Annotated in this window: 21 protein-coding genes and 1 pseudogene; 14 read left to right on the top strand and 8 right to left on the bottom strand. The window is 72.0% G+C overall.

The genetic code is table 11. The features are described 5' to 3' along the window. Positions 1-26: 26 nt before the first annotated feature. The 6 genes from ACIRPT_RS31640 to ACIRPT_RS31615 are packed head-to-tail and all read left to right on the top strand — an operon-like array spanning position 27 to position 5,576. Positions 27-1,442 (top strand): NAD(P)/FAD-dependent oxidoreductase, encoded by a 1,416-nt coding sequence (locus ACIRPT_RS31640; protein WP_403833330.1) that lies wholly within the window; start codon positions 27-29, stop codon positions 1,440-1,442. Continuing rightward, positions 1,439-2,557 carry a hypothetical protein gene (locus tag ACIRPT_RS31635; protein WP_403833328.1) on the top strand — a complete coding sequence of 373 codons (1,119 nt, stop codon included), beginning with the start codon at positions 1,439-1,441 and terminating at the stop codon, positions 2,555-2,557. The genes ACIRPT_RS31640 and ACIRPT_RS31635 overlap by 4 nt, the downstream gene beginning before the upstream one ends. Before the next feature lie 8 nt (positions 2,558-2,565). Beyond that, positions 2,566-3,333 (top strand): DUF6182 family protein, encoded by a 768-nt coding sequence (locus ACIRPT_RS31630; protein WP_403833325.1) that lies wholly within the window; start codon positions 2,566-2,568, stop codon positions 3,331-3,333. Continuing rightward, a complete protein-coding gene (locus ACIRPT_RS31625) occupies positions 3,311-3,946 on the top strand; it encodes a LysR substrate-binding domain-containing protein (RefSeq protein ID WP_403833323.1) in 636 nt (211 codons plus the stop codon). Before ACIRPT_RS31630 ends, ACIRPT_RS31625 begins: the two co-directional genes overlap by 23 nt. Beyond that, entirely contained in the window at positions 3,943-4,737 is a 795-nt protein-coding gene (locus tag ACIRPT_RS31620) for an alpha/beta fold hydrolase (RefSeq protein WP_403833320.1), read from the top strand. The genes ACIRPT_RS31625 and ACIRPT_RS31620 overlap by 4 nt, the downstream gene beginning before the upstream one ends. After that, positions 4,731-5,576 carry a class I SAM-dependent methyltransferase gene (locus ACIRPT_RS31615; protein WP_403833318.1) on the top strand — a complete coding sequence of 282 codons (846 nt, stop codon included), beginning with the start codon at positions 4,731-4,733 and terminating at the stop codon, positions 5,574-5,576. Before ACIRPT_RS31620 ends, ACIRPT_RS31615 begins: the two co-directional genes overlap by 7 nt. Positions 5,577-5,714: 138 nt before the next feature. Here ACIRPT_RS31615 and ACIRPT_RS31610 read toward each other — a convergent pair whose 3' ends face one another. Further along, positions 5,715-6,596 (bottom strand): LysR family transcriptional regulator, encoded by an 882-nt coding sequence (locus tag ACIRPT_RS31610; protein WP_403833315.1) that lies wholly within the window; start codon positions 6,594-6,596, stop codon positions 5,715-5,717. 228 nt (positions 6,597-6,824) lie between these two features. On the opposite strand from ACIRPT_RS31610, the gene ACIRPT_RS31605 reads away from it, so the two are divergent. The 4 genes from ACIRPT_RS31605 to ACIRPT_RS31590 all read left to right on the top strand — a co-directional run bounded on the left by ACIRPT_RS31605 (position 6,825) and on the right by ACIRPT_RS31590 (position 12,142). Then, on the top strand, positions 6,825-7,265 hold the full coding sequence (locus ACIRPT_RS31605) for a helix-turn-helix domain-containing protein (RefSeq protein WP_403511585.1): 441 nt from the start codon (positions 6,825-6,827) through the stop codon (positions 7,263-7,265). Positions 7,266-7,349: 84 nt separating this feature from the next. Then, positions 7,350-7,868, top strand: coding sequence for a hypothetical protein (locus ACIRPT_RS31600; protein WP_403833313.1), 519 nt, complete (start codon positions 7,350-7,352; stop codon positions 7,866-7,868). After that, positions 7,865-9,100, top strand: a complete 1,236-nt coding sequence (locus ACIRPT_RS31595; protein ID WP_403833311.1) for an MAB_1171c family putative transporter — start codon at positions 7,865-7,867, stop codon at positions 9,098-9,100. Before ACIRPT_RS31600 ends, ACIRPT_RS31595 begins: the two co-directional genes overlap by 4 nt. Positions 9,101-9,163: 63 nt before the next feature. Next, complete coding sequence (locus tag ACIRPT_RS31590) at positions 9,164-12,142, top strand: glycine--tRNA ligase (protein ID WP_403833308.1); 2,979 nt, start codon at positions 9,164-9,166, stop codon at positions 12,140-12,142. Positions 12,143-12,387: 245 nt separating this feature from the next. Here the strand turns inward: ACIRPT_RS31590 and ACIRPT_RS31585 are convergent, their stop codons facing one another. Next, a complete protein-coding gene (locus ACIRPT_RS31585) occupies positions 12,388-14,547 on the bottom strand; it encodes a RecQ family ATP-dependent DNA helicase (RefSeq protein ID WP_403833305.1) in 2,160 nt (719 codons plus the stop codon). Positions 14,548-15,200: 653 nt separating this feature from the next. Here ACIRPT_RS31585 and ACIRPT_RS31580 point away from each other — a divergent pair. Next, positions 15,201-15,729 (top strand): annotated as a pseudogene (locus tag ACIRPT_RS31580) (hypothetical protein); the annotation flags it as partial. 411 nt (positions 15,730-16,140) lie between these two features. On the opposite strand, the gene ACIRPT_RS31575 reads toward ACIRPT_RS31580, so the two are convergent. From ACIRPT_RS31575 to ACIRPT_RS31560, 4 genes are all read right to left on the bottom strand, one after another. Beyond that, a complete protein-coding gene (locus ACIRPT_RS31575) occupies positions 16,141-16,788 on the bottom strand; it encodes a hypothetical protein (RefSeq protein WP_403833302.1) in 648 nt (215 codons plus the stop codon). A gap of 66 nt (positions 16,789-16,854) precedes the next feature. After that, the gene (locus ACIRPT_RS31570; RefSeq protein WP_403511604.1) at positions 16,855-17,556 is read right to left on the bottom strand and encodes a ribonuclease HII; all 702 of its coding nucleotides are present in this window, start codon (positions 17,554-17,556) and stop codon (positions 16,855-16,857) included. 221 nt (positions 17,557-17,777) lie between these two features. Then, positions 17,778-18,686: an ADP-ribosylglycohydrolase family protein gene (locus ACIRPT_RS31565; protein ID WP_403511607.1), complete on the bottom strand. Its 909-nt coding sequence runs from the start codon at positions 18,684-18,686 to the stop codon at positions 17,778-17,780. Between the two features lie 11 nt (positions 18,687-18,697). Then, positions 18,698-19,357, bottom strand: a complete 660-nt coding sequence (locus ACIRPT_RS31560) for a histidine phosphatase family protein (protein WP_403511610.1) — start codon at positions 19,355-19,357, stop codon at positions 18,698-18,700. A gap of 56 nt (positions 19,358-19,413) precedes the next feature. Here ACIRPT_RS31560 and ACIRPT_RS31555 point away from each other — a divergent pair, with 56 nt between their 5' ends. Next, positions 19,414-20,376, top strand: coding sequence for a DUF1152 domain-containing protein (locus ACIRPT_RS31555; protein ID WP_403833298.1), 963 nt, complete (start codon positions 19,414-19,416; stop codon positions 20,374-20,376). Positions 20,377-20,385: 9 nt separating this feature from the next. Here ACIRPT_RS31555 and ACIRPT_RS31550 read toward each other — a convergent pair whose 3' ends face one another. Further along, on the bottom strand, positions 20,386-22,017 hold the full coding sequence (locus ACIRPT_RS31550; RefSeq protein WP_403511615.1) for an ABC-F family ATP-binding cassette domain-containing protein: 1,632 nt from the start codon (positions 22,015-22,017) through the stop codon (positions 20,386-20,388). A gap of 96 nt (positions 22,018-22,113) precedes the next feature. On the opposite strand from ACIRPT_RS31550, the gene ACIRPT_RS31545 reads away from it, so the two are divergent. Next, complete coding sequence (locus tag ACIRPT_RS31545) at positions 22,114-22,863, top strand: TetR/AcrR family transcriptional regulator C-terminal ligand-binding domain-containing protein (RefSeq protein WP_403833497.1); 750 nt, start codon at positions 22,114-22,116, stop codon at positions 22,861-22,863. A gap of 7 nt (positions 22,864-22,870) precedes the next feature. On the opposite strand, the gene ACIRPT_RS31540 is transcribed toward ACIRPT_RS31545, so the two are convergent. After that, complete coding sequence (locus ACIRPT_RS31540) at positions 22,871-23,476, bottom strand: YdbC family protein (RefSeq protein ID WP_403511618.1); 606 nt, start codon at positions 23,474-23,476, stop codon at positions 22,871-22,873. 379 nt (positions 23,477-23,855) lie between these two features. Between ACIRPT_RS31540 and ACIRPT_RS31535 the strand changes: the two genes are divergently transcribed. Further along, on the top strand, positions 23,856-24,377 hold the full coding sequence (locus ACIRPT_RS31535; protein ID WP_403511621.1) for a TerD family protein: 522 nt from the start codon (positions 23,856-23,858) through the stop codon (positions 24,375-24,377). The last annotated feature ends 117 nt before the right edge of the window (positions 24,378-24,494 follow it).

The raw sequence follows: 24,494 nt of genomic DNA, 5'->3' as shown, positions 1-24,494 counted from the left end.
TCATCGTCGGCGGCAGCGTCGCCGGATTGTCCACTGCCCTTGCCCTCGCGGGGGCCGGGTACCGGGTCCGTGTCCTGGAGCGGGCCGCCCCGCCCCCCGAGGGCCCGCCCGGGCAGGTCGCGGCGGTCCGGCACCGCCCCACCGTCCCGCAGGCGAGCCACTCGCACACCCTCACCTCCCTCGGCGTGCGGGTACTGCGGCAGCGGGCGCCGCAGGTCCTGGAGGCGGCGCTGGAAGCGGGTGCCACGCTTCTCGACCTCACCGCCTGCGCTCCCCGGGAGCACGGCGGCTTCCTCCCCGAGCCGGACGACGCCGAACTGGCCGCGCTGGCCGTCCGCCGTGCGGTGCTGGACCTCGTCCTGTACCGCATCGTGCGCGCCGTGCCGGGCGTCGCGATCAGCCACGGCACGACCGTGCGCCGGCTGCTGACCGACCACGGTGGCCGGCGGGCAACGGGCGTCGTGACCGGGGGCGGCAAGCGCTTCCCGGCCGACGTCGTCGTGGACGCCACCGGGCGCCGGGCGGAGGCCCGGTCCTGGCTTGCGGCGGCGGGCGTCCCGGTCGCCGCGGACCTCACCGCGCCCTCGGGCCTGCGCGGGTTCAGCCGATCCTATCGATTGACCGGAACCTGCCAACCGGGTGCATTGAACCGGGGCAACGCGGCCGGCGGCATCTGGGGCCACTACGCCGGGGTGCTGCACCCCGGCGACAACAACACCTTCGCCATCGCCCTGGCGGTACTGCCCAGGGATCCCGCGATGACGGCGCTGAGCCGCCCGGCGGGGTTCACCGCGGCCGCCCGCGCCACGCCGCATGTGGCACCGTGGCTCGCCGGGGGCACCGCGGAGCCGGCCGGTCCCGTGCGGTCGATCACCTGCCCGCCGAATGTGCTGCGAGGTGTCGCGACGCGCCGCCAGCGGCCCGTCGCCGGCCTGTTCTCCGTCGGGGACGCCGCCTGTGTCACCAACCCCCTCTTCGGCCGGGGCCTGTCGCTGGCGCTGGCCCACGCCTTCCAGGTGGCCGACATGCTCGGCGCCGCGCCACGCGTGGACGAGGAGCTCGGCGCCCGGGTGGCCGCCGCGACCGAGGACCTCTTCGGCCCCTGGTACGAGCAGTCCGCGCACGATGACGCGGCGCGCATCGCTGCCTGGTCGGCGGCCGTGCACGGCGAGCCGCCCGCAGCGCCGCCCGCGCCACCGGGACCTTCGGGCCGCCCGTCGCTCTCCGAGGCGGCCGCGGCCGCGGCGGTGGACGGGCACGTCTGGCGCGGGGTGACACGGATGCTGATGAGCCTGGACACCCCCGGCAAGATCTTCGACGCCCCGCTGTTCCGGGCCGGCGTGGCCGCGGCGCAGCCTCCGCCGCCACCGGCGGCAGCACGGCCGCCCAGCCGGGCCGCGCTGCTGGACGCGGTCGCCGCCGCGACGGGAGGCGCCCGATGACCGGTCGCCGCGTGCTGCTGGCCCCCGTCACCGTCACCCCGTCGAAGCCGCTGACGCCCAGCCACCTCAAGGGGCTGCTGTGGACCGATGCGATGTACCGGGCCACCGGCCACCTGGCGGAGGTGTCGTACCGCTACAGCCACACCACGTACGACCCCACCGAACAGACCCTCGGGTTCTGGGAGTACCTGGACCGCGTCGAGGGCCGCGCCGACTACTCCGGGCTGACGGAGGAGGAGATCGGCGAGCTCTACGTCGCCTACCGGGCCGAGGGACGGCACCCGACCGCGGCGGCCCTGCGCCCGTACGCCGACGCCGTGGAGAGATACGGATGGCGCCATCCGGCCGCGGAACGGGTGCTGAAGATCTGGGCGTCGCACTACGCGCGCCTGGGCATGCACGATCCCGGGCTGCTGGCGCACCAGCCGCCCGGCCTGACCCTCGACGGGGCGCTGGACGAGCTCTCCGGCCTCGGCATGTGCCTGGACCACCGGCGGTTCGGCGGGCCCGTCTACCTGGACGCCACCCGCCACGGGCTGCCCCTGCGCCAGATCGTCACCGCGGACGGACGGCCCAACTACCTGGCCTGTGCGCTGCGTGAACTGCTGCCGCTGGCACCGCTCTTCGACGAAGTGGTGCTGCTCTACGACAAGGAGCTGGACCCCGACTACCAGTTGCTCGGCCGCGTCCTGGAACGGCTCGGGCCGGCGGTGCGCCGGACGCCCATCGGCCGGGTGCCGATCGACGGGCAGATCCGGTCCGCGCGCCACGGGAACTGGCACACGACCACCGCCGGCGCCCTGCTGGACGCCGCGGCACGCGACCACGACGCCGCGGCCGTACGGCTCGGCATGCGGCTCTACTTCATCGCGACGCTGGGGCCCGGCCAGCAGCAGTCCTTCAGAAGCGACCTGTTGCACCAGTGCATGGCGCGCGCCGAACGGCTGCTGGCCGCCGCCCGTGAGTCCGGCCCCGACGCGGCCTCCCTGCCCGAGTGCCTGGCCCGGCACCGGCGCGACCACCTCTACGTCGACCCCTACCGCCTCACCTCCTCCCTCCTCGGCAAGCGCCGCCCCGCCCCGCCCCTCGACCTGATCTCGTCGGTGTTCCTATGACCCTGCCCATGCCCCTGTCCGCGGACCGTCTGCTGTCCCTCGCGGCCGAACGGCTCCACACCGCCCGGCCGGAGCTGGCCGGACGCCATGACCTGTCCACTCCCGCGGCGCTGCGGGCCGTCAAGGCCGAGATCGCCGGTGCCACCGACCCGGCCCGGACCACGGAGGCCGTGGTGGTGGCCGTCGTCGGTGAGCTGGACCTGATCGGGTGGGTACGCGAGACCTGCGCGTTCACCTGCTCGCTCACCGCCGAGCACCGGGAGGCGTGGCGCCGCTCCTTCACCCGGACCGTGTATCTCGCGGGCTCCCCCGAAAACCTCCGGGGGCGGTTCCCCTTCGACCACATCGCGCCCGACGGGTCGGCCGCGTGGCTGGGCCCGGCCCCCGCCGCGGCCTCCCACGGGCTGCGGCGCCTGCTCAAGAGCTTCGACGGCCGGCGGGCACTGGGCGACCTGGCCACCGGGACCGTGGAGCTCCGGGTGGGCCCCGGCCCCCGGTCCCGCCCGCCCCGGCACCGGGTGCTGCAGATCGTGACCGCCGGCCTCACGCTCACCGACGCCCTGGTCCACCTCAACCACCTGCTCGCCGAGGCGGTCATGGACGGTCTGATCGCCCCCGGGGACCGGATCACCGTGCGCGGCGTACCGCGGCTCGACGAGTCGTCGGGGCCGTTCGCCGCGCTGCGCATCGACACCGCCCACGACTCGCCCGACAGGCTCCAGGCCTTCGCCGGGCTGACCCAGGAGATCCCTGATGCCGTCCCGCACCACCGTTGACCTCGACCGCATCCGATGCGGCTACCACGGCTCCGCGGACCTCGTCCGCCGGCTGCTCCACGACGCGGGCCTCGACGACGAGGAGGTCGCGCTCAGCCAGTACGACGTGACCGACCCCTTCCGTGCCCTCCGGTCGGGCGAACTCGACGTGATGACGGTCAAGTTCCAGGTCCGGGAGCCGGACCTGGCCGTCAGTCCGGTGCTGGCCCACGACGCCCGGGCCGCGGTCGTCGGAACCGCCCATCCGCTCGCCGGCCGCGCGTCGGTGTCCATCGAGGAACTCGCCGCCTACGAGACGTTCGCCCGGCCGGGCCGGATGCCCGCCTATGTATGGGACGAGGTCGTTCCCCCGCACACCCCGGCCGGCCGGCCGCTCCGGCGTTGCCACCAGGTGTCGACCATCCCGCAGATGATGCGTCTGGTGGCGGAGTCCACCGCGGTGCACATCTCGCTGGCCTCGCTCGCCGATGTGGCGCCCCCGCAGGTGGCGATCGTGCCGATCCACGACCTGCCCGGCGCACCGGTCGCGGTCGCCTGGCGCCGCGGGGCGGAGTTGCCCGGCTGTGTGCGCGCCTTCGTGGAGCGGGTGCAGCGAGGGGGGTGCGAGCGATGACCCGTCCTCAGACCCCCACCGTCGTCCTGCTGCACGCCCTCTCCCTCGACTCGTCGATGTGGCGGCCGCAGCGCCACGCCCTTGAACGCCGCGGTCTGCGGGTGCTCGCGTTCGACCAGCGGGGCTTCGGCGGCGCGCCGCTCGGCGCGGACCCGCCCTCCCTCGACACCGTCGCCGAGGACCTGGCAGCGGCACTCGACGCCGGGGGCCACGGCCGGGTCGTACTCGTCGGCTCCTCCATGGGCGGCTACGTGGCGATGCGGTTCCTGCGCCACCATGCCCACCGGGTCGACGGCCTGGTGCTGACCGGTACCAGGGCGTCCGCGGACTCCGCGGCGGCGGCGGCCGGGCGCGAGGGCTTCGCGCGGACGATGACGGACGACCGGCTGCGCCCCGAACTGATCGCCAAGACCACGCCGCTGCTGCTCGGGGCCACCACCCGGGCCGAACGGCCCGAGGTCCTGACACGGCTGCTCGACGAGGTGACGGCGGCGTCACCGGCGGCCGTGGCCTGGGCGCAGCGGGCCGTCGCCGCCCGCCCCGACTCCTTCGACGTGCTGCGCGCCACCACCGTCCCCGCGCTGGTGATCGCCGGTGCGGAGGACGAACTGGTCCCGCCGGACGAGGCGCAGCGGATGGCCGCCGCCCTGCCCCGGGGACGCCTGGTCACCGTGGAGCGCGCGGGCCACCTCACGCCGCTGGAAGCACCGGACGTCTTCACCGGGGCCCTGACGCGGCTGCTGGACGACATCGCCGGACACGAAACGCTGCCGGAAGGACACACATGCTGACCGACGACCACCGGGCCTGGGGATACGCCTCCTCGACCGGTCTGGGCTTCACCCACCGGGAGATCGTCGAGGCGCACTTCCGTGCCTGCGCCCCGGAGTACCGGCTGGCGCTGGAGGAGGCGGGCCTGCGGCCGGGCAGCCGGGTCCTCGACGCCGGCTGCGGCAGCGGCACCTTCCTGCCCTGGCTCGCGGAACTGGTCGGGCCCACCGGCCGCCTCGCGGCGCTCGACCTGGCCGAGGAGAACGTCGGACGGGTGCGGGAACTGGCGCAGCGGGAGAGCCTGGGGGCTCCGGTCGAGGTGACACAGGGGGATGTGCTCCGCCTGCCCTACGACGACGATTCCTTCGACGCCGTCTGGTGCGCCAATACGACCCAGTACCTCGGGGACGACGAACTGGAGCGGGCACTGGCCGAGTTCGTGCGCGTCGTGCGGCCGGGTGGCCGCGTGGTCGTCAAGGACCTCGACGCAAGCCTGATCACCGCGCGGCCGGCACCTCCGTTCCTCTTCACGGACTTCTTCCGGCGGGCCGCCGAATCCCCGGGGTACGCACGGCAGTTGCTGCGCGCCCGGGATCTGCACCGGTGGCTGTCCCGGGCCGGACTCGACGCCGTACGGCAGCGCACGCTGCTGATCGAGCACTATGCGCCGTTCGATGCCGCGGTGCAGAGGTTCTACGGGCTGGCCTGTGCGCGGGTGGCCGAACAGGCGCTGGCACTGGGATGCGGAGAAGGGTGGCGCGGCTTCGCCGATCCCGATGCCCCGGCCAACCCCCTTCACGACCCCTGTGGGTACGTCAGCGAGGGGAACGTCGTCGCCGTCGGAACAGTGCCCGGATGAGCCGCCGCCGCGGTTTCCGCCCCGTGCCGGGCGGCATGTCCAGGAAGCGGCCGAGGTCGCTTTCCGGCGGCGGTGCCGCGGCGATCCGGGGGTCGAAGTTCAGCAGTACGCGTCGTAAGAAGGACTTCGGGCCGGGTTTCACGAAGTCTGGAGGGCCGCGAAGGGGTACGGACCCAGGGCCTCGCGGACGGACTTCAGGGCGGCCTCGGCGTAGTCCGCCGGCACCCGGGAGGAGATGGCCAGTCCGGTCGGCACCGGTCCCGGCGGCGCGGGAAGGCGGGGGCAGATCGCCGTGGGCAGCCCCCACAGCTCGTCCGCGTTGGCCACCAGGCAGGCGACTCCGAGACCGGCCTGGATGGCGGCCCGCAGCCCGATCAGCTCGGGTCCTTCGTAGGCGCGCTTCCACTCGGTCCCGGACTCCTCGAAGGCCGCCAGGGTCCGCCCGCGCAGGGTGCACGGTTCGGTGAAGAGCACGAGGGGCAGCGGTGCGTCGTTCCCGATCGCCGGCCGCCCGAACCAGGCCATCTCGATGTGCCCGACCTCCTCGACGCGGTAGGCCGGGTCCTCCCACGGGTTGATGAGCAGTGCCAGGTCCAGGGAGCCGTCCGACAGCTGCTCGGAAAGCGATTCGCTCACTCCCGTGCGGATGGTCACCTGGGATTCGGGAGCCACCCGCTTCAGGCTCCGCAGGATCTCCGGGAGCGCGTCGCTGAACTGGTCGGAGATGCCGAAGGAGATGCGCAGGCCGTCGCGTGGCGGCGTGAAGCGCGCGACGGCCTCGTCGTTGAGGGAGAGCATCTTGCGGGCATAGGCAAGCAGCTCTTTCCCGGCGGGGCTGAGGCGCATGTTGCGCCCGGTGGTGGCGAAGACGGGCTGCTTGAGGAAAGTCTCCAGGCGCCGCATCTGCTGGCTCACGGCCGGCTGCGTCAGGTGCAACGCCTCCGCCGCCCGACTGAATCCCCCCAGGTCAACGATGGTCGCCAGGGTCCTCAGGGTCCCTATCTGCAGGTCGTGGTTCATTCGTTCCCCCGCTTCCGTAAGGAGCCGGTCAACACGTCCCGTGAAACCGTCAACTAACGGTTGATCAGATGACGTCACCCGTCGCACATGAGTCGATGACCGCTACGGATCGGGACTGTAGGCAGTACGCGTGATCACTGTCAACTGGTATAGGATGCGCGGGAATTCGGCGTCCACACTAGTGTGATGTTAGGTTGCTTTTATGCCCAACGGGATGGAGGGGTGGTCATGACCGATACGGGCAACACGTCAGGACGCGCGCTGGCCGACAAGTTGAATCACCTCTTCGACACTGTCGTTCCGGCGGGTCGCGGCCCCTACAGCTCGGAGGAGGTCGCGCGCGCCATCACATCGGACGGCGTCCCGATCTCGGGCAGTTACCTCTGGCTGCTGCGCAGGGGGCAACGGGACAACCCGACACTGCGTCATCTCGAGGGAATGGCCAGGTTCTTCGGCGTACCGCCGGCCTACTTCTTCGACGACCAGGTCTCCCAGAAGGTCAACGCGGATCTCACGCTGCTCACCGCCCTTCGGGACTCCCAGGTCCAGCAGGTCGCGCTCCGCACCGCGGGGTTGTCGCCGCAGACACTCAGCTCGATCAGCGAAGTGATCGAGCGGGTGCGGGAGTTGGAGGGACTCCCCCGTGACCCGGCGCCGGGCGAGTCCTAGGGTCCGTCCGATGCGTCAGGGTCCCCGGTGTCGGCCGGACGTGCGCATTGACCGAACTGGGGGAAGTCAGTGAGTTCTCGGGCGATGAACCGGCGCTGCAGAGCTCTGGTCCGCGATCTGGAGATCACCTCGCCGCTGGACATGGGGGTGCTGTGCGACCGCGTGGCACAGCACACCGGCCGGCCGATCCGGCTGGAGCCGATAGCGCTCCCGCCCCACGGCCCCTGCGGCCTCTGGGTCGCGGTCGGCGAGACGGACTACATCTTCTACGAACAGGAGACCAGCCGGCTGCACCAGGAGCACATCATCGCCCATGAACTGGGGCATGTGCTCTGCGATCACCGCACCAGCGCGGCGGTGGGCGAGGAATCGTCACTGCTGATCCTCCCCAATCTGGACCCCCGGATGGTGAAGCGGGTTCTCCGGCGCGCGCAGCACAACAGCGTGGAGGAGCAGGAGGCCGAGGTCATCGCCTCACTGATCCTCCAGAAGGCGCACCGCAGGGCACTGGAACCCACGTGGACGGTGCCCCCGGACTCCGCCGAGGTGATCCAGCGGCTGGACCGCTCGCTGCGGCACACCCGCAAGGGCGACCACCGGTGAATCTCTACCTCCACCCCGTGTGCGCCGTCGTCGCCTGGCTGGCGTTCGCCTACAAGCTCAGCGCGTTACGCAAATCGCCGCGCGACTACGCACTGATCGCACTGTGCGGCGCGCTGCTGTTCTCGGCCCTCAGCTTCACCTTGGCAGAACCCTCCCTCTACCAGGCCATCGACCGGTTGCTGGGCGTCCCCAACAGCGCGGCGCTGATGTGCATGGGGTGTGTGGTGGCGCTCCTGGCCTGCCAGCAGGTCGTCCTCTCCTTCTGGGCGCACCCGCCCGGCCTGGCCTGGCGCAGGGCGCGGCCCAGAGTGCTCGCCGCCGTTCTCGTACTGGCCGCGCTGATCGGCCTGTTCGTGGCGATGTCGCCCACCCATGAACGGCCGACTGACGTCTCGCTGTACTACGCCGGCCGGCCTCTCTACGCCGGCTACCTCCTGATCTTCCTCGCGTACTACACATTCGGCGAGATCGAGACCGGACGGCTGAGCCACCGCTACGCCAACGTCTCGCACCGCCTGTGGCTGCGCAGGGGGCTCCGGCTCACCGCCGCCGGGTCCTGGCTGACCCTCGGTTTCAGCCTGATCCGGATCGCCGACATCGTCCTGGCCGAGCACTCCGCGGCCCTGCGGGAGCTGGAAGCGGTCGCCTGGGTGTGCGGCGACGTGGGCGCACTGCTGACCCACATCGGCTGGACGCTCCCCGGCTGGGGGCCGGCGCTGAGCGCTCCGCGCCGCTGGCTGCGCGCCTGGCGCCAGTACCGGCGGCTGCGCCCGTTGTGGCACGTGTTGCACGAAGTCACACCGACGATCGAGCTGACCGCCTCGGCGAACGGGTTCTGGAGCAGGTTCCGGCCCTCCACCCTCGAATTCAAGGTCTACCGCCAAGTCATCGAGATACGGGACGGCCAGCTGGCACTGCGCTCGTACACCGACCCCGAAGCCGTCCGCATCGCGCGGGAACTGGGCCGGGCGGCCGGCCGCAGCGGCAAGGATCTGCAGGCGATAGAGGAAGCCACGCAGCTCGCCTCCATGGTCAGATCCCGCGAACGAAATACGCTGCCCTCCGCGCATCCCGTGCCGCGTGCCGCCACGGGACCCCAGGGGTCCGACCTCACCGACGAGATCAACTGGCTGGTCAAGGTCGCGGAAGCCATGAGGACTTGCCCCCACGTAGCCGCCGGCGTGGAGGGCATCCAGGCCCGCATGTCCGCGCCGACGGACAACCGACGCTGAGCACCGATGCTGAGCACCGACCGCACACCGTACTTCCCACGGATAGAGCTCTGGAGGGCGCGCATGCCCACGATGCAGGACACCCTGCTCACACTGAACGCATACTGGGCAGAGCAGGGGTGCCTGATTGCCCAGCCGATGAACAGTGAGGTCGGAGCCGGAACCCTCAACCCCGCGACGTTCCTCAGGGTGCAGGGCCCCGAGCCCTGGCGGGTCGCCTACCCCGAGCCGAGCGTGCGCCCGGATGATGCACGCTACGGAGAGAATCCGAACCGGCTGCAGACCCACACGCAGTACCAGGTGATCCTCAAGCCGGAGCCGGGAAACGCCCAGGAGCTGTACCTGGGCAGCCTTCGGGCGCTGGGCATCGACATCGCCGCGCACGACATCCGCTTCGTCGAGGACAACTGGGCCTCGCCCGCGCTCGGCGCCTGGGGGCTCGGCTGGGAGGTGTGGCTGGACGGGCTGGAGATCACCCAGTTCACCTACTTCCAGCAGGCCGGTGGCATCGCGCTCGACCCCGTCTCCGTGGAGATCACCTACGGCATGGAGCGGATCCTCATGGCGCTCCAGAACGTGAGCCACTTCAAGGACATCAGCTACGCGCCGGGCGTGTCCTACGGGGAGATCTTCGGCCAGGCAGAGTACGAAATGAGCCGTTACTACCTCGACGACGCCGATGTGCGCACCCAGCACGCGCTCTTCGAGACCTACGCCGAAGAGGCCCGCCGGATGCTCGATGCCCGGCTGCCCGTCCCGGCGTACACCTATGTGCTCAAGTGCTCCCACACCTTCAACGTGCTCGACGCCCGCGGGGCGATCTCCACCACCGAGCGCGCCCGGGCGTTCGCCCGGATGCGGGCGCTCGCCCATGATGTCGCCGGCCTGTGGGCGGCACGGCGCGCGGAGCTCGGCCACCCCCTCGGCAGCGCCGGGGCCGCGCCCGCCGCGCAGCCGGCGCCGTCCACCGAACCGGCACCGGCCGGCCCCGCCACGCTCGCCTTCGAGATCGGCGTCGAGGAGATGCCGCCCGCGGAGGTGGGCCGCAGCGCACGGGCGGTCGAGGAAGCGCTGGCGGAGAAGCTCGCCGGAACCCGGCTGCGGCACGGCACGATCAGCGTCGTGGCCACCCCGCGCCGGGTCGTGGCACTCGTCGAGGACGTGGCGGCCCAGGAAGAAGATCACCTGCGGACGGTGCGCGGCCCCCGGGTCAGCGGCGCGTTCGACGCACAGGGCAACGCCACCGAAGCGGCGCGTGGCTTCGCCCGCAGTCAGGGCGTCGAGGTGGCCGATCTGGACCGAGCCGTCTTCGGGGCCCACGAGCACGTCGTCGTCACTCGCCGGGTGAGCGGCCGGCCCGCTCTCGAGGTGCTCGCGGAGATCCTTCCGGCGTCGGTGACCGGGCTGCGCGCGGAGAAGAACATGCGCTGGAACGCCCCCGGCCTCGTCTTCACCCGTCCCATCAGGTGGCTCCTGGCGCTGCTCGGCGACCGGATCGTGCCCTTCACCGTCTCCAGCCTCTCCGCGGGCCGGACGACCCAGGTGCATCGCGACGCACCGTCCCCCACGGTCGAGGTCCCTTCGGCCGAGGGCTACCCGGCCTTCCTGGCGGACCACGGGATCGTGGCGGACGCCGCCGAACGGCGCCGCCTCGTCGAGGAAGGTGCCGGGCGCCTCGCCGCCGGGATCGGCGGCCACGTCGACCTCACGAAGTACAGCGGCCTGGTCGCGGAGATCACCGACCTCGTCGAACAGCCGGTTCCGGTACTCGGCAGCTTCGATCCGGAGTACCTCCAGCTGCCCGAGGCGATCCTCACCACCGTCATGCGCAAGCACCAGCGGTACCTTCCCGTCCAGGATGCCGAGGGCGGACTGCTGCCGCACTTCATCGCGGTGGCCAACGGCAACTGCGACGAGGACGTGGTCCGCGCGGGCAACGAAGCGGTACTGCGGGCCCGTTACGAGGACGCCGCCTTCTTCTGGCGCGCCGACCTCGCCACTGCGCTCACCGAGATGCGCGACAAACTGGACCTGCTCACCTTCGAGGAGCGCCTCGGCTCCATGGCCGACCGGGCGGGGCGTATCGCGGCCCTCGCGGCCCACCTCGCCGAGAGCGTCGAACTGGGTCCGGCGGACCGGCACGCGCTCGACCGCGCCTCCCGCCTCGCAAAATTCGATCTCGGCTCCCAGATGGTCACCGAACTCTCCGGACTCGCCGGCGTCATGGCCGCTGAATACGCCGTTCGCGCCGGTGAAGAGGACGCCGTCGGCACGGCCCTCCTGGACATGGAACTGCCGCGCTTCACCGGAGACCGGCTCCCCGCCACCGGCGCCGGCGCCCTCCTGGCCCTCGCGGACCGCTTCGACCTCCTGGCGGGCCTCTTCGCGATCGGTTCCGTCCCCACCGGCAGTTCGGACCCGTACGGGCTCCGTCGTTCCGCTCTCGGTGTGGTCCGCATCCTGTGCTCACGCCGCGAATTCGCTTCCCTCACCCTGGAGAGCGGCTTGCTGGCCGCCGCCGAGCGGCAGCCCGTTCCCTGCTCGAAGGAGGCACTCGAGGACGCACGGCAATTCGTCCTCCGCCGTTTCGAACAGCAGCTCATCGACAACGGCCGTCCCATCGCCCAGGTACGCGCGGTGCTCCCGCATGCCGGCAGCCCGTCCCAGGCCGAACGGACCCTCACCCAACTGGATTCGCTGCTCGAAACCCCCGCTTTCACGGCCCTCGTCGCAGCTGTTCAACGCGTCCGTCGCATCCTCCCGAAGGACGCCGCACCCTCCTTTGACCCGGCCCTCTTCACCACCGCCGCCGAGCACGAGCTCCACACCGCCGTGGAAAAGCTCCGCACAGCCCTGGGAGACGCCCCCCGGCTGGACCGCTTCGCCGCCGAATCGGCCGGGCTCGTCACCGCCGTCAACGGCTTCTTCGACCAGGTCATGGTGATGGCCGAGGATCCGGCCCAGCGCACCAACCGCCTCGGCCTCCTCGCCGCCCTGCACTCCCAGGCGGAACAGGTCCTGGCATGGGACGAACTCACCTGACGCCGCCACCGGCCGGCCCGGCCACACCGACCGGGCCGGCCGCTTCCTTCACCTCCGCCGGCATCGCCATCACACGCATTCGCCGGGGCCGCTCATTGCGATCTACGTGCCCCCACCTGGTGCGACCGCATGTCCACTGTGGCCCCACCTGGTGGGCGAGGACGAACGAGGCGCCCCCTCTTCAATCTTGACGGCGCGTCACCTCACCACACGGGTTGGCCGGAAGCCGGGGCAAGGTAAGCCGCCTACCCGGCCAGGGCAAGGGCGAGTGGGAGTACCTGGTCGGCTCCGGTCTGTCGCAGGAGGCGTGCGCCTACGGCCAGGGTCCAGCCGGAGTCGGTGTAGTCGTCGACGAGCAGGACGGGTCCGGGGGTGTCAGCCAGGGCGGCGGCGAGTTCATCGGGCACGGCGAACGAAGCGGCCAGGGCGCGCAGCCGCTGGGCGGAGTTGCTGCGGTGCGCCGGAAGGTCGCCGGCCTGCGGGGTGTAGGCCAGGCTGCCCAGCAGAGGGAGCCTGCCGACCCGGGCCAGGCCGCCGGCCAGGGAGGAAATCAGTTGTGGATGGGTGCGGGAGGGCATGGCGACGATGCCGACCGGCCGCGCCATCGCGTCAGGGCCGCCGCCGGCCCAGCCGCCCGGCGAGCGCGCCCAGTCGGCCACCACCGTCACGACGGCGGTGAGCACGTCGTCCGGGACCGGTCCGTCCGCTGCCTGCTCCGACAGCAGCGGACGCAGACGGTTGCCCCAGCCGATGTCCGACAACCTGCCCAGCGCGCGCCCCACGGCCGCCTGCTGGCCCGCGGGAATGCGGCCCTTGAGGTCGACGCCGACCGCGGGCATGCCGGTGGGCCACATGCGGCGCGGCTCGACCTCCACCCCCGGGCGGTCCAGTTCGCCGGCCGCTCCCGCGAGGGCGCCGGGTGAGACGGCGGGATCGAGCCAGGGGCCGGCGCAGGTGTCGCAGCGACCACAGGGGGCTGCCTTCTCGTCGTCGAGCTGCCGCTGCAGGAACTCCATCCGGCACCCCGTGGTCGCCACGTAGTCCCGCATGGCCTGCTGCTCCGCCTCCCGCTGACGCGCCACCCACGCATAGCGCTCCGCGTCGTAGGTCCACGGCCGCCCGGTGGCGGTCCAGCCGCCCTTCACACGCTTGACCGCCCCGTCCACGTCCAGGACCTTCAGCATCGTCTCCAGCCGGGAGCGCCGAAGGTCCACCAACGGCTCCAGCGCCGGCAGCGACAACGGACGCCCCGCCTCCTCCAGGGTCGCCAGCGTGCGCCGCACCTGCTCCTCGGGCGGGAAGCCCACCGAGGCGAAGTACGCCCAGATCGCCTCGTCCTCCCGGCCCGGCAGCAGCAGCACATCGGCATGGTCCACCCCACGCCCCGCGCGCCCGACCTGCTGGTAGTACGCGATCGGGGACGACGGAGAACCCAGGTGCACCACGAACCCCAGGTCCGGCTTGTCGAAGCCCATCCCCAGCGCGGAGGTCGCCACCAGCGCCTTCACGCGGTTCGCGAGCAGGTCCTCCTCCGCCTGCAGCCGGTCGGCGTTCTCCGTCTTGCCCGTGTACGAAGCCACCGGATACCCGCGCTGCCGCAGGAACGCCGTGACCTCCTCGGCCGCCGCCACCGTCAGCGTGTAGATGATCCCCGAGCCCGGCAGATCCCCCAGCCGCTCCCCCAGCCACGCCAGCCGGTGCGCCGCATCCGGCAGCTTCAGCACGCCCAGCCGCAGGCTCTCGCGGTCCAGCGGCCCCCGCAGCACCAGAGCGCCCCCGCCTCCCGTCCCCAACTGCTCGGCCACATCCGCGGTCACCCGCGCGTTCGCCGTCGCCGTCGTGGCCAGCACCGGCACGCCGGGCGGCAGCTCCGCCAGCATCGTGCGCAACCGCCGGTAGTCCGGCCGGAAGTCATGCCCCCAGTCGGAGATGCAATGCGCCTCGTCGACCACCAGCAGACCGGTCGTGGCCGCAAGCTTGGGCAGCACCTGATCCCGGAAATCGACCGAGTTGAGACGCTCCGGACTGACGAGGAGAACGTCGGTCTCGCCGCGCTCTACCTCCCCGTAGATGGTGTCCCACTCCTCGGGGTTGGCCGAGTTGATGGTGCGCGCCTGGATACCGGCCCGCGCCGCCGAGTCGACCTGGTTGCGCATCAGCGCCAGCAGCGGCGAGATGATCACCGTGGGGCCCGAGCCCCGGCGCCGCAGCAGGGCGGTGGCCACGAAGTACACCGCCGACTTGCCCCAGCCGGTGCGCTGCACGACCAGTGCGCGCCGGCGCTCCTGCACCAGAGCCGCCACGGCCTGCCACTGGTCCTCGCGCAGTCGCGCCGAGCCTCCCGGGTCACCGACGAGCTCGGCGAGGATGGCGTCGGCTTCGGTGCGGAGCTCCAGATCGTCCATACCCCCATGCAACCCGATGGCACTGACAATCCACTAACTCACCCAGCGTGACAGGCAGCTTGCGCACGGCCCACCCGCCACGCACCGATCGAGGACGGTCCGGCCCAGCGCCGGGCCACCTCGCCCCCGATCCGCACGTTTACGCAGGTCAGGGCTCCAGTTCCGCCTGGATCCGAATGCCCTCCCGGTTCCGTTGCCCCGTGCCGGCCCGCCTGCCCACTCGCCCGCCGGGCGAACCACGGCAGGATTCCGCGCGGTGACGGCGCCGAGCGGGTGCGCGCCCTGCACGGTTCGCCGACCGTGCCGCCGGAGCCGGCCGCAGGAATCGGGCGGTGGCCGCCCGTCCGCTGCCCGGGGCGAGGGCGCCGAGGGGCGTGTTTCCGCTGGTCGTTGCCGTACCGGAAGAGCCGTACCGGGAGAGGGCGAGAGTGCCGCCGGGCATCACGGGCCGGTGCGGCGGGCAGGGATATTGACGGCGCACCGGTCGATTCCGGCCCGTGCGCGGAATTGCTCGTTGCCGCATGCGTGTACGACAGGAAGAATTGGAGCCGCTTCCCCGTACCGGCCCGTCCGCGGCCAGGCAGGGCCATGCCGTGGTGCGCTCGCGCCCGGCCGAGGCCCGCTGCGTGGACGCGTAGACGAAGGGAGGATCCGTGACCTTCGGTTTTGCCCCGCCCATGAATGTGTCCCGGCCCGCGTCCGCCGATTCCGTCGCCCGGCTGGGCCGGATGCTGGAGCCCTCCGAGTGGGCCTCGGCCGGTATTCCGCTGCTGCGCAATCCCCGTGAGATCGTCACCGGCCTGCACGATCGTCATCGCCCGGGGCCTTCGACTGCCATCGTGGCGGTGCTCGATCCGCTGGAGCGGGTAGCTGCCAGCGCCTCGTTCACGGAGCCCGCGGCCCTGCCCGACGGCTGGGAGTTCCGCAATGTGCTGCTGGCGCATCTGCGCCGGGTCATCCCGCACGATCTGCGGCTGCGTGCTCCGGTCCGGACGGCCGTGCTGCTCTACTGCCGTGAGGGCGAGCCCCGTTGGACGGAGGCGGACGGGGCGTGGATGTGGGGTCTGCGGGACGCCTGCACCCTGCACGGGCTGCGGTGCGGGGCGTACATCACGCTGACCCCGGACCGCTGGCAGGTGCTCGGGGAGGATCGCGGCGGACGGCCACCCAGACCGTCCCGGAGCACCGACCAGGTGTCCCGGAGGACCGGCCGGCTGTCCCGGAGGGCCGAGTCGGTGTCCCGGCGGACAGACCCGGCCTCCCGGCAGGCTGCCCCGGCGTCCAGCCGTACGGAGCCGTCGCGTGCCCGGGCGCCGCGCGCGATGTCACCGCGTACGGCCGCAGCAGATGTGGCGCTGCCGCGCCTGCCCTCGCCGCGTACGCCCCCGGCGGAGGCCTTGCCCGCGGCCGGGTCGCCCTCGCGGAGCGGCGAACCGGCCATGCCCCGGCGTTCCGGGGGCGGGGCGCGGGAGGCGCAGCGGCACACCGCGGCCCGCTGAACCCGGGGGCGGCTCCCGGAAGCAGCAGGGCTCCGGGAAACGCAAGCAAGCCCGACCGACCGGATGGCCGACGGGCTGCTTCGAGCGCGGGCTGCTAGGCGTTCGCGCCGAGGATGCTGTTGATCCGCTGCGGGTCGCCACAGACGACCAGCAGGGTTCCGGCACGGGCCATCGCCGAGGGCAGCGCCTGTGCGGTGACCTCGTCCGTGCCACCGTTGACGGCGACGACCACGACGGGTCGCCCGGTGGCACGCTCGGCAGCGGCGTCCGCGTAGAACACATCGTCCGCGGCGTCCTGTTGGGCCCAGTAGGACGCCTCGCCGAAGGACAGCTCATGGGCGGCCCACGGGTGGATTCCACCCGTGGTGAGCACCAGGATCTCGGCCGGCGCGCGACCGGAGTCCAGCAGCAGATCGACGGCTTCGTCGGCGGCGTCGATGGCGCCGTCGACGGGTGCCGGGATCAGCTGGAGCTGGACTCCTGCGGCGGCGGGGGTAGCGGCTGGGGGCTGCGGCGAGCTGGTGCGCTGCGCCGGCGGAGCGGCGACAGGCCCACGCGACGGGGCAGCGGGTCCGGGCTTGCCCGGACGGGCACTGGACGCCGGGGCGCCACGCGGAGGCGCGGGGCGGGGGCCGGGACCAGGGACGGGACGGGGGGTCGGCGCGGTGCGGCCGGCGGCCGGAGTTGCGCGGGGACCCGGGACACTCTCGTGAATCTGAGGCTCCTCGGGGATGAGAGGCATAAAGGGATGTCTATCAAACGTAAGTGCGGGACGCGTCATCGGGTACCGATTTGATGCCCGTACCGCTCAGAAGTCGAAGCCGAGTTGGCCACCGGCCTCCAGAGCGGCTGCTTCGGGAGTGACGCGCACCTTCTTCAGATGCCGCCACCGGGGCAGAGCGTCCATGTAGGACCACGACACTCGGTGGTGCGGCGTAGGACCGTACTCCTCCAGGGCGATGCGATGGGTCGGGGAGGGGTAGCCGGCGTTGGCCGCAAAGTCGAAGTCGGCGTATTCCAGGCCGAGTTCGGCCATCATCGCGTCGCGTCGCACCTTTGCGATCACCGACGCGGCGGCAACCGCGACACAGGACTGGTCCCCCTTGATGACCGTGCGGACCCGCCACGGCGCGCCCAGATAGTCGTGCTTGCCGTCGAGGATGACCGCGTCCGGACGGACCGGCAGCGCCTCCAGGGCGCGTACGGCCGCGAGCCGCAGCGCCGCGGTCATGCCCAGCTCGTCGATCTCTTCCGGTGACGAGTGCCCCAGGGCGTAGGCCGTGACCCAGTCGCCGAGCAGACCGCAGAGTTCGGTGCGGCGCTTGATGGTCAGCAGCTTGGAATCGGTGAGTCCGGTGGGCGGCCGACGCAGACCGGTGACGGCCGCGCAGACGCTGACCGGGCCGGCCCAGGCTCCGCGCCCGACCTCATCGACACCTGCAACGATCTTGGCGCCCGTCGTGGCGCGTAGTGATCGCTCGACGGTATGGGTGGGGGGCTCGTACGGCATGGCGCCAGCCAGGTTACGCCTATTCGGCCCAGCCGTCCTCATCGGATCCGCATCGGATACCGATCAGATGCAGATCGGATGAGGATCGGATGCGGATCCGCCGCTGCCGGGGTACGCAACGGGCTCCCCGCCGCCCGGCCGTCCGCGGCGCACGGGGGACCGTACGGGAGGGAACTCGCCGTCCGGCGCCTCCCGTTGGGGGCGTGCGCGGCGGGCGGCGGTCAGTCGGCGAGCGTCGGTGCCCAGGCGGGGAGGGGTTCGGTGCCGTCCAGCCAGGCCCGGGGCGGGGCGCCGGCGGGGCTCGCCGCGACGATGCCGCCGACGATGGCGCAGGTGGTGTCCACATCGCCGCCTGCCTGGACGGTGGCCCAGAAGGCCTGTTCGTAGTCGCCGAGGTGGCGGGCCGCGGCCCAGAGCGTGAAGGGAACGGTGTCATGGGCGCTGGTGCGCCGGCCGCAGCCGAGCACGGCGGCGACGGTGCCGGAGTCGGCGTAGTCGAGCATGTCCCGGGCCCGGCGCAGTCCGGCCTGTACGGCGCTGCGCGGGATCAGCGCCAGGACGCCGTCGAGCAGGTCCTGGGGGCTGAGGGACCGCGACGGGTCGGCCACCAGGGCGGCCGCGGCGGCCACGGCCATCGCGCCGACCACGGCCTCGCGGTGCTGGTGCGTGGGGTAGGCGGAGATCTCCGCCTGGTGGGTGGCCTGCTCGGGGTCGTCGGCGTACCAGGCGCCGAGGGGGGCGATGCGCATGGCGGCGCCGTTGCCCCAGGAGCCGTGGCCGTTGAAGAGCGCGGAGGACAGTTCGCGCCAGTCGCCGCCCTCACGGATCAGCCGGAGAAGACGGTTGACGGCCGGGCCGTAGCCGCGGTCGAAATCGTGGTGATCGGCGAAGGAGCGGGCGAGCGCGTCCTGGTCGATGCGGAAGTGGCTGGTCAGCACCGCCAGGATGGAACAGGCCATCTCGGTGTCGTCGGTCCACTGCCAGGGGGACGGCGGCAGCTCTCGGCGCTTGAGGGCGGGGTAATGGGCGGGGACGAAGAACTGGGACCCGAGGGCATCGCCCACGGCCAGCCCGCGCAGGCTGGCCAGCGCCCGCTCCCAGCGGTCTGCGTCACGGTGGTCGGCGGTCATCGCTGTGCACTCTAACCGGTGGCGCCATAAGGCTCGGGTTTGCACCAGCGCTCAAACGGCCGATCGAGCGAGTAGCGTCCGTCCGGGCCGAGGAGCAGGGCGCGCCACTCCGCGTTGCCCGGATTGGACAGCGACTCGAAATCCGCCACCGTCCAGTGGAACCAGCGCATGCAGAACAGCCGCATGGTGAGGCCGTGCGTGACGATCAGGACGTTCGGCGGATGGTGCGGGTCCTCGAAGCTGCGCCACAGGCTCTCCAGGAACGCCCCGACCCGGTCGTAGACGTCCGCGCCGGACTCGCCCTGGGCGAAGCGGTAGAAGAAGTGGCCGTAGGCGTCGCGGTAGGCCTTCTGGCGGCGTACGTCGTCCCGGTCCTGCCAGTTGCCCCAGTCCTGTTCGCGCAGCCTCGGCTCCTCCCGGACCCGGACCTGGGCCGGGTCCAGGCCCAGCTCGTGGAAGGTCTGGTGGGTGCGGCGGTAGGGCGAGACATAGGCGGAGATCCGTTCGCCGCCGAACATCTCGCGCAGCGGGCCGCCCGCCTCCTCGGCCTGCCGCCGGCCTGCCTTGGTCAGGTGCAGCGCATGGTCGGGTGCCCGCTCGTACACGGTGTCATCGACGTTCCCCTCCGACTCTCCGTGGCGGATGAGGACGATGCGTCGGGGCCGGGCCATGCCGCCAGCCTAAAACGCCTGCCCTGTACATTCCGCACGCTGCTACGGTCGCGGCCGTGCCGCAACTCCACATACCTCCCTTCTTCGCCCGTCTGCAATCCGCGCGCCGGGTGCTCATCGCCGGGGCGGGCGGCGGCTTCGACATCTACGCCGCCCTGCCGCTCGCGCTGTCTCTGTGGGAGCAGGGCAAGGACGTCCATCTCGCGAATCTCTCCTTCAGCCATCTCCATGGGGTGGATCTGGACGCCTGGGTGGACATGGACGTCGCCGCGATCACGCCGGGGACCGTCGTACGCGATCCGTACGCTCCGGAGCTCGCCCTGGCCCGCTGGCTGGACGGGCAGGGGCTGCCCGCAACGGTGTACGCCTTCCCGCCGACCGGGGTGCAGCCGCTGCGTGCGGCGTACCGGGCGCTGATCGGGCACCTGGGCGGGGTGGACGCCGTGGTGCTGGTGGACGGCGGGACGGACATCCTGCTGCGCGGTGACGAGTCGGGCCTGGGCACGCCCGAGGAGGACATGGCCTCCCTGGCTGCCGTGTCCGGTCTCGAGGTGCCGGTCAGGCTGGTCGCGTCGATCGGCTTCGGGGTGGACGCCCACCACGGCGTACGACACGCGCATGTGCTGGAGAACATGGCCGCGCTGGAGGCGGACGGCGCCGCCCTCGGCTGCTTCTCGATTCCGCGCACCAGCCGGGAGGGCGAGCTGTTCCTGGACGCCGTGGCACATGCCCAGGCCGCGACGCCGATGCGGCCCAGCATCGTCAATGGCTCCATCGCCGCCGCTGTGCGCGGGGAATTCGGCGATGTGCACTGCACGGAGCGGACCCGCGGCAGTGAGCTGTTCATCAACCCCCTGATGTCGGTGTACTTCACGTTCGAGCTGGCGGGGCTGGTGCGGCGCTCCCTCTATCTGGACCGGATCGAGGACACCTGTCTGATGCGGCAGATCAGCAGCCGGATCGAGGAGTTCCGTGAGGGGCTCCCCCGGCAGCGCCCGCCGCGCTCGATCCCGCACTGACCGGCGCGGTCACCGGGCCCCGCAGTGCTCCGCGAGGACCGGCCGGCCGTCGCGTATCTCGAACGTGCGGCCGCCGAAGCGGCTGCGCAGCAGACGGTCGTGGGAGACGACGACCAGGGCGCCGGGCCATTGCGTCAGGGCTTCCTCCAGTTCTTCGACCAGGCCGAGGGCAAGGTGGTTGGTGGGTTCGTCGAGCAGCAGCAGGTCCGCCGGGCGGGCGAGCAGCCGGGCCAGGGCCAGTCGGCGCCGCTGACCGGCCGAGAGGGCTCCGACGGGCACCCGCAGATCGCGCTCGCGGAAGAGCCCGAAGGACAGCAGGAGGGCGGACAGCTCGTCGGCGTCCCCCGCCAGGCCCCGGCCGAAGGCGGCCAGCAGCGGCTCGGCGGGGCGGGAGACCGGTATTTCCTGAGCCAGGTAGCCGATCCGCCCGCGGCGGTCGACGGTGCCGCGCTCCGGTACGGTGACGCCGGCCAGGACCCGTAGCAGGGTGGTCTTGCCCGCGCCGTTGGCACCGTGGACCAGCAGCCGTTCGCCGGCGGATACGGAGAAGGAATCCACCGCCAGCCTGGATCCCACCCGCACTCCGTCGAGGGCGACGAGGGTGCCCTCCGCCTCGCCGACGCCCGGTGCCGCACGGAAGCGGAGGGGATCCGGCGGCCTGGGAACCGGCTTCTCCCGCAGCCTGCGCAGCCGTTCGCGGGCGTTGCGCACTCTGCTGGACACGGACGCCTGGACGCGGCCCTTGTCCCGCTCGTACGCCATCTTGTTGCCGTCCTTGATGGCCCGCCCCTGGGCGACGTTGTGGGCCGTACCACCCGCGAAGTCGCTGAGCTGCGTTATCTGCTCGCACCAGTCGGCGTGGTCCTGCTCCCAGCGGCGGCGGGCGGCGGCCTTGGCGGCGACGAAGGTGCCGTAACCGTTGCCGTAGCGGGCGAGGCTCCGCCGGTCGCCGTCCACCTCGACGACCGCGGTGGCGATCCGCTGGAGGAAGAGCCGGTCGTGCGAGACCGCGAGGACGGTGCCACGGTGGGCGAGCAGCGCGCCCTCCAGCCACTCGAGGGCGGCGGCGTCGAGGTGGTTGGTCGGCTCGTCGAGGAGCATGACCTCGGGTGACGCGGCGATCAGGCAGGCGAGCCCCAGCCGGGCCTGTTCGCCTCCCGAGAGGCTGCCGAGCCGCCGGCTGTGGTCCAGTCGCGCCAGGCCCAGACCGTGCAGCGCCTTGTCGACCCGGGCATCGGCTTCGTAGCCACCGCGCAGGGCGAACTGCGTGAGCAGATCGCCGTACTCGTCGAGCCGCCCGGCCGCGGCTCCGCCGAGCTCCCGCTCCAGCGCTCGCAGCCTGCCTTCCATGTCTCTGAGGTCCGCCAGGGCGGCGTCTATCGCGTCCTGAACGGTGTGGTGCGGCGGAAGCTCGGGGGTCTGGCCGAGGTAGCCGATGCCGCCGTCCGCGCTGCGCACGACATGGCCGTCGTCGGGCCGCTCGGCGCCCGCGATGATGCGGAGCAGGGTCGACTTTCCGGCGCCGTTCTCCCCGACGATCCCGACGCGTTCGCCGGGCCGTACCGACAGGGAGACCGCGTCGAGCAGCGTTCGGTCGGCGTAGGTCTTGGTGACATCGCGTAACGAGATCTGGGTGGGCAAGCAAACCTCCGGGGATCCGGGCGATGGACATGAGCGAGCGGACGCGGCAGCGAACCACCGACAAGCAAATGCAACTGTCGTTGCATTACGATGATGATGACACACGACACCGCACTAACGCAACTGGAGTTGCAATTGACTGACGAGAGCGACGACGAGACGACGGGCGCCCGCCGCCCCGGCACCCAGCGCCCCGGCGGCCGTACCGCACGCACCCGGGCCGCCGTGCGCGACGCCGTACTGGCCGGGCTCACCGAGCACGGCTATCCCGGCCTGACCGTCGAATACGTCGCCGAGCACTCCGGGGTGCACAAGACGACGCTCTACCGCCGCTGGGGAGACCTCGAGGGGCTGGTGGCCGATGCACTGGATCTGGCGGGCGAGGACAGCTGGGCGCCGCCGGACACCGGGACCCTGGAGGGCGATCTGCGCGCCCTCGCGCGCGAGGTCGTCGAGTCCTTCGGCGACCCGGCGGTGGCCGCTTCCGGATCAGCACTGATCGCGGCCGGGTTCCAGTCGGAGCGGGCCGCACAGGCCCTGCGCGCCTATTACACCGAGCGGTTCCGGCGCTGCGAGACGATCGTGGAACGCGCCCTCGTGCGCGGGGAGGTGCCGTCTCCGGTGGGCGCCGGATCGCGGGAGGCGGCCCCGGAGGCCGCGGTCGACGCCGGTGCGCTGGTCCGGGCCGTGACCGCGCCGCTCTTCCTCCGGTTGTTCATCACCCGCGAGCCGGTCGACGAGGCCCTCGCCGATCAGTCGGCCGCGGCAGCAGTGGCGGCGGCCCGGGCCGGGGCCTTCACCACGAGCGGCACCGCCGACGCTCCCGCCCCCGGAGTCGTTTCCTGACCGCCCCTCACACCGTCCACGACGGTTCGAGCTGCACCACATCGCCGGCGATCGCCTGGACATCGGCGGCTATCTGGGCCCGCAGCGCGAGCCGCTCGACCCGTTCGGGCCGGTACTTCCCGCGCTCGGCCGCCGACTGCCACAGGGACACCACCAAGAACTCCTCCCCCGGAGCCCTCCCCAGCATCCCCCGCAGCATGCCCGGCGAGCCCGCCATCGCCGGGTTCCAGACCTTCTCCTGCATCAGCATGAAGTGATCGACCCGGTCCTGGCGCACCTGGCAGTGCGCCAGCCGGAGCACATCCGCATCGCCGAACGACGGCCGGAAGCCCACCTTCACATCGAATTCGTGCTCAAAAAGCCGCGCCTGCCGGTCTTTGAAGGTGCCCACCTGGGCGGCCGCCAGCCGGTCGTGCGAGCGGGCCATGAAGGAGTCGTAGAACGCCCGGCTCTCCCAGAAGGCCACCAGATGCGCGACGCCCGGCCGGCTGCGGCTCCACCCCCCGCCCTGCCCCCGAAACCCCGGCTCACCCAGCAGCCCCGCCCATTTCCGCTGCCCCCGCTCGAACCCTCGACGGTCCACAACGGTGAGGCGAATCCACTTGACCAGCACCGCGCCATCGTAAGGCCCCGGACGCCCACGCCCTCACGACGCGTAACCCGGCGACCACCATGAACTCCCCCGTGGACGCCGGGCGATGGGCGTCAGCGCCCCCGGGCACCACTCCCCCGCCACGGCCGAGGTCTCGCTGCTCCCGGAGGAGCGCCGCGCCGAGGCCCGGGCCGGCCGGCATGCGTGGCCCAGGCCGCGGGCCGGACGGCACGATCCAGCCACGCCGCGCCCCAACCTGGTTCCGCCCGGCCGCACTTCGGCCCAGCCGAAGGATGCCCGGCGTGGCACCATGGTCAACCAAGGGGAACGCTCGGGGAGTTGTCCGCACCACGAGGTGGGCGAGCCGCGGGCGCACAGCATGCGAAGAAGGGGAAGCCCGGTGAGCAATCTCAACAAAGGAATAGAGAAGGCCGAGGTAACGCTCAAGTGGGACCCCAGCCCCATCGGCACTCCGGACAATGACCTCGACATCATCGCGGCGACGTACACCGGGGACGCACCACACGGCGAACCGGCCTATCTGGTGCACTTCGACAGCAGGTCGCCCGACGGCACCATCATCCTCAACCGGGACAGCCGGACCGGTAAGGGATTCGGCGCCGACGAGATCATGACACTGGAACTGAACCGGCTGTCCGAGACGTATACGCGCGTGGTCGTCGGGGTTGCCATCCAACAGGGCGAGGGCCGGAAGGTGTTCGGCGACGTGGAGAACACCGCGGTGCTGATCCGGGAGGGCCACACCGAGCTGGCGGAGAACGATTTCTCCGACGTCGCGGAGGCCACCGCAGCCACCGTCGCCGAATTCGCCCGGGACGAGTCGGGCGAATGGCGATTCCGTACGGTACTCCGCGGATTCGACGCGGACCCGAACGCGTTCGCCGGGCTGATGGGCGCCTGACGCGATAAAGGCCGGTCAAGGTGATCCCTCGAGCCACCTGACTGACGGACCAACGAACCACTACGAATTGCAGCGGCTATCGGCGCCGATAAGACGAAGGCGGCGGCCGGAGATTCC

The organism is Streptomyces sp. NPDC101227 (genome assembly GCF_044767545.1).
Classification (GTDB): Bacteria; Actinomycetota; Actinomycetes; order Streptomycetales; family Streptomycetaceae; genus Streptomyces.
This window is presented reverse-complemented; position numbering and strand designations above follow the sequence as displayed.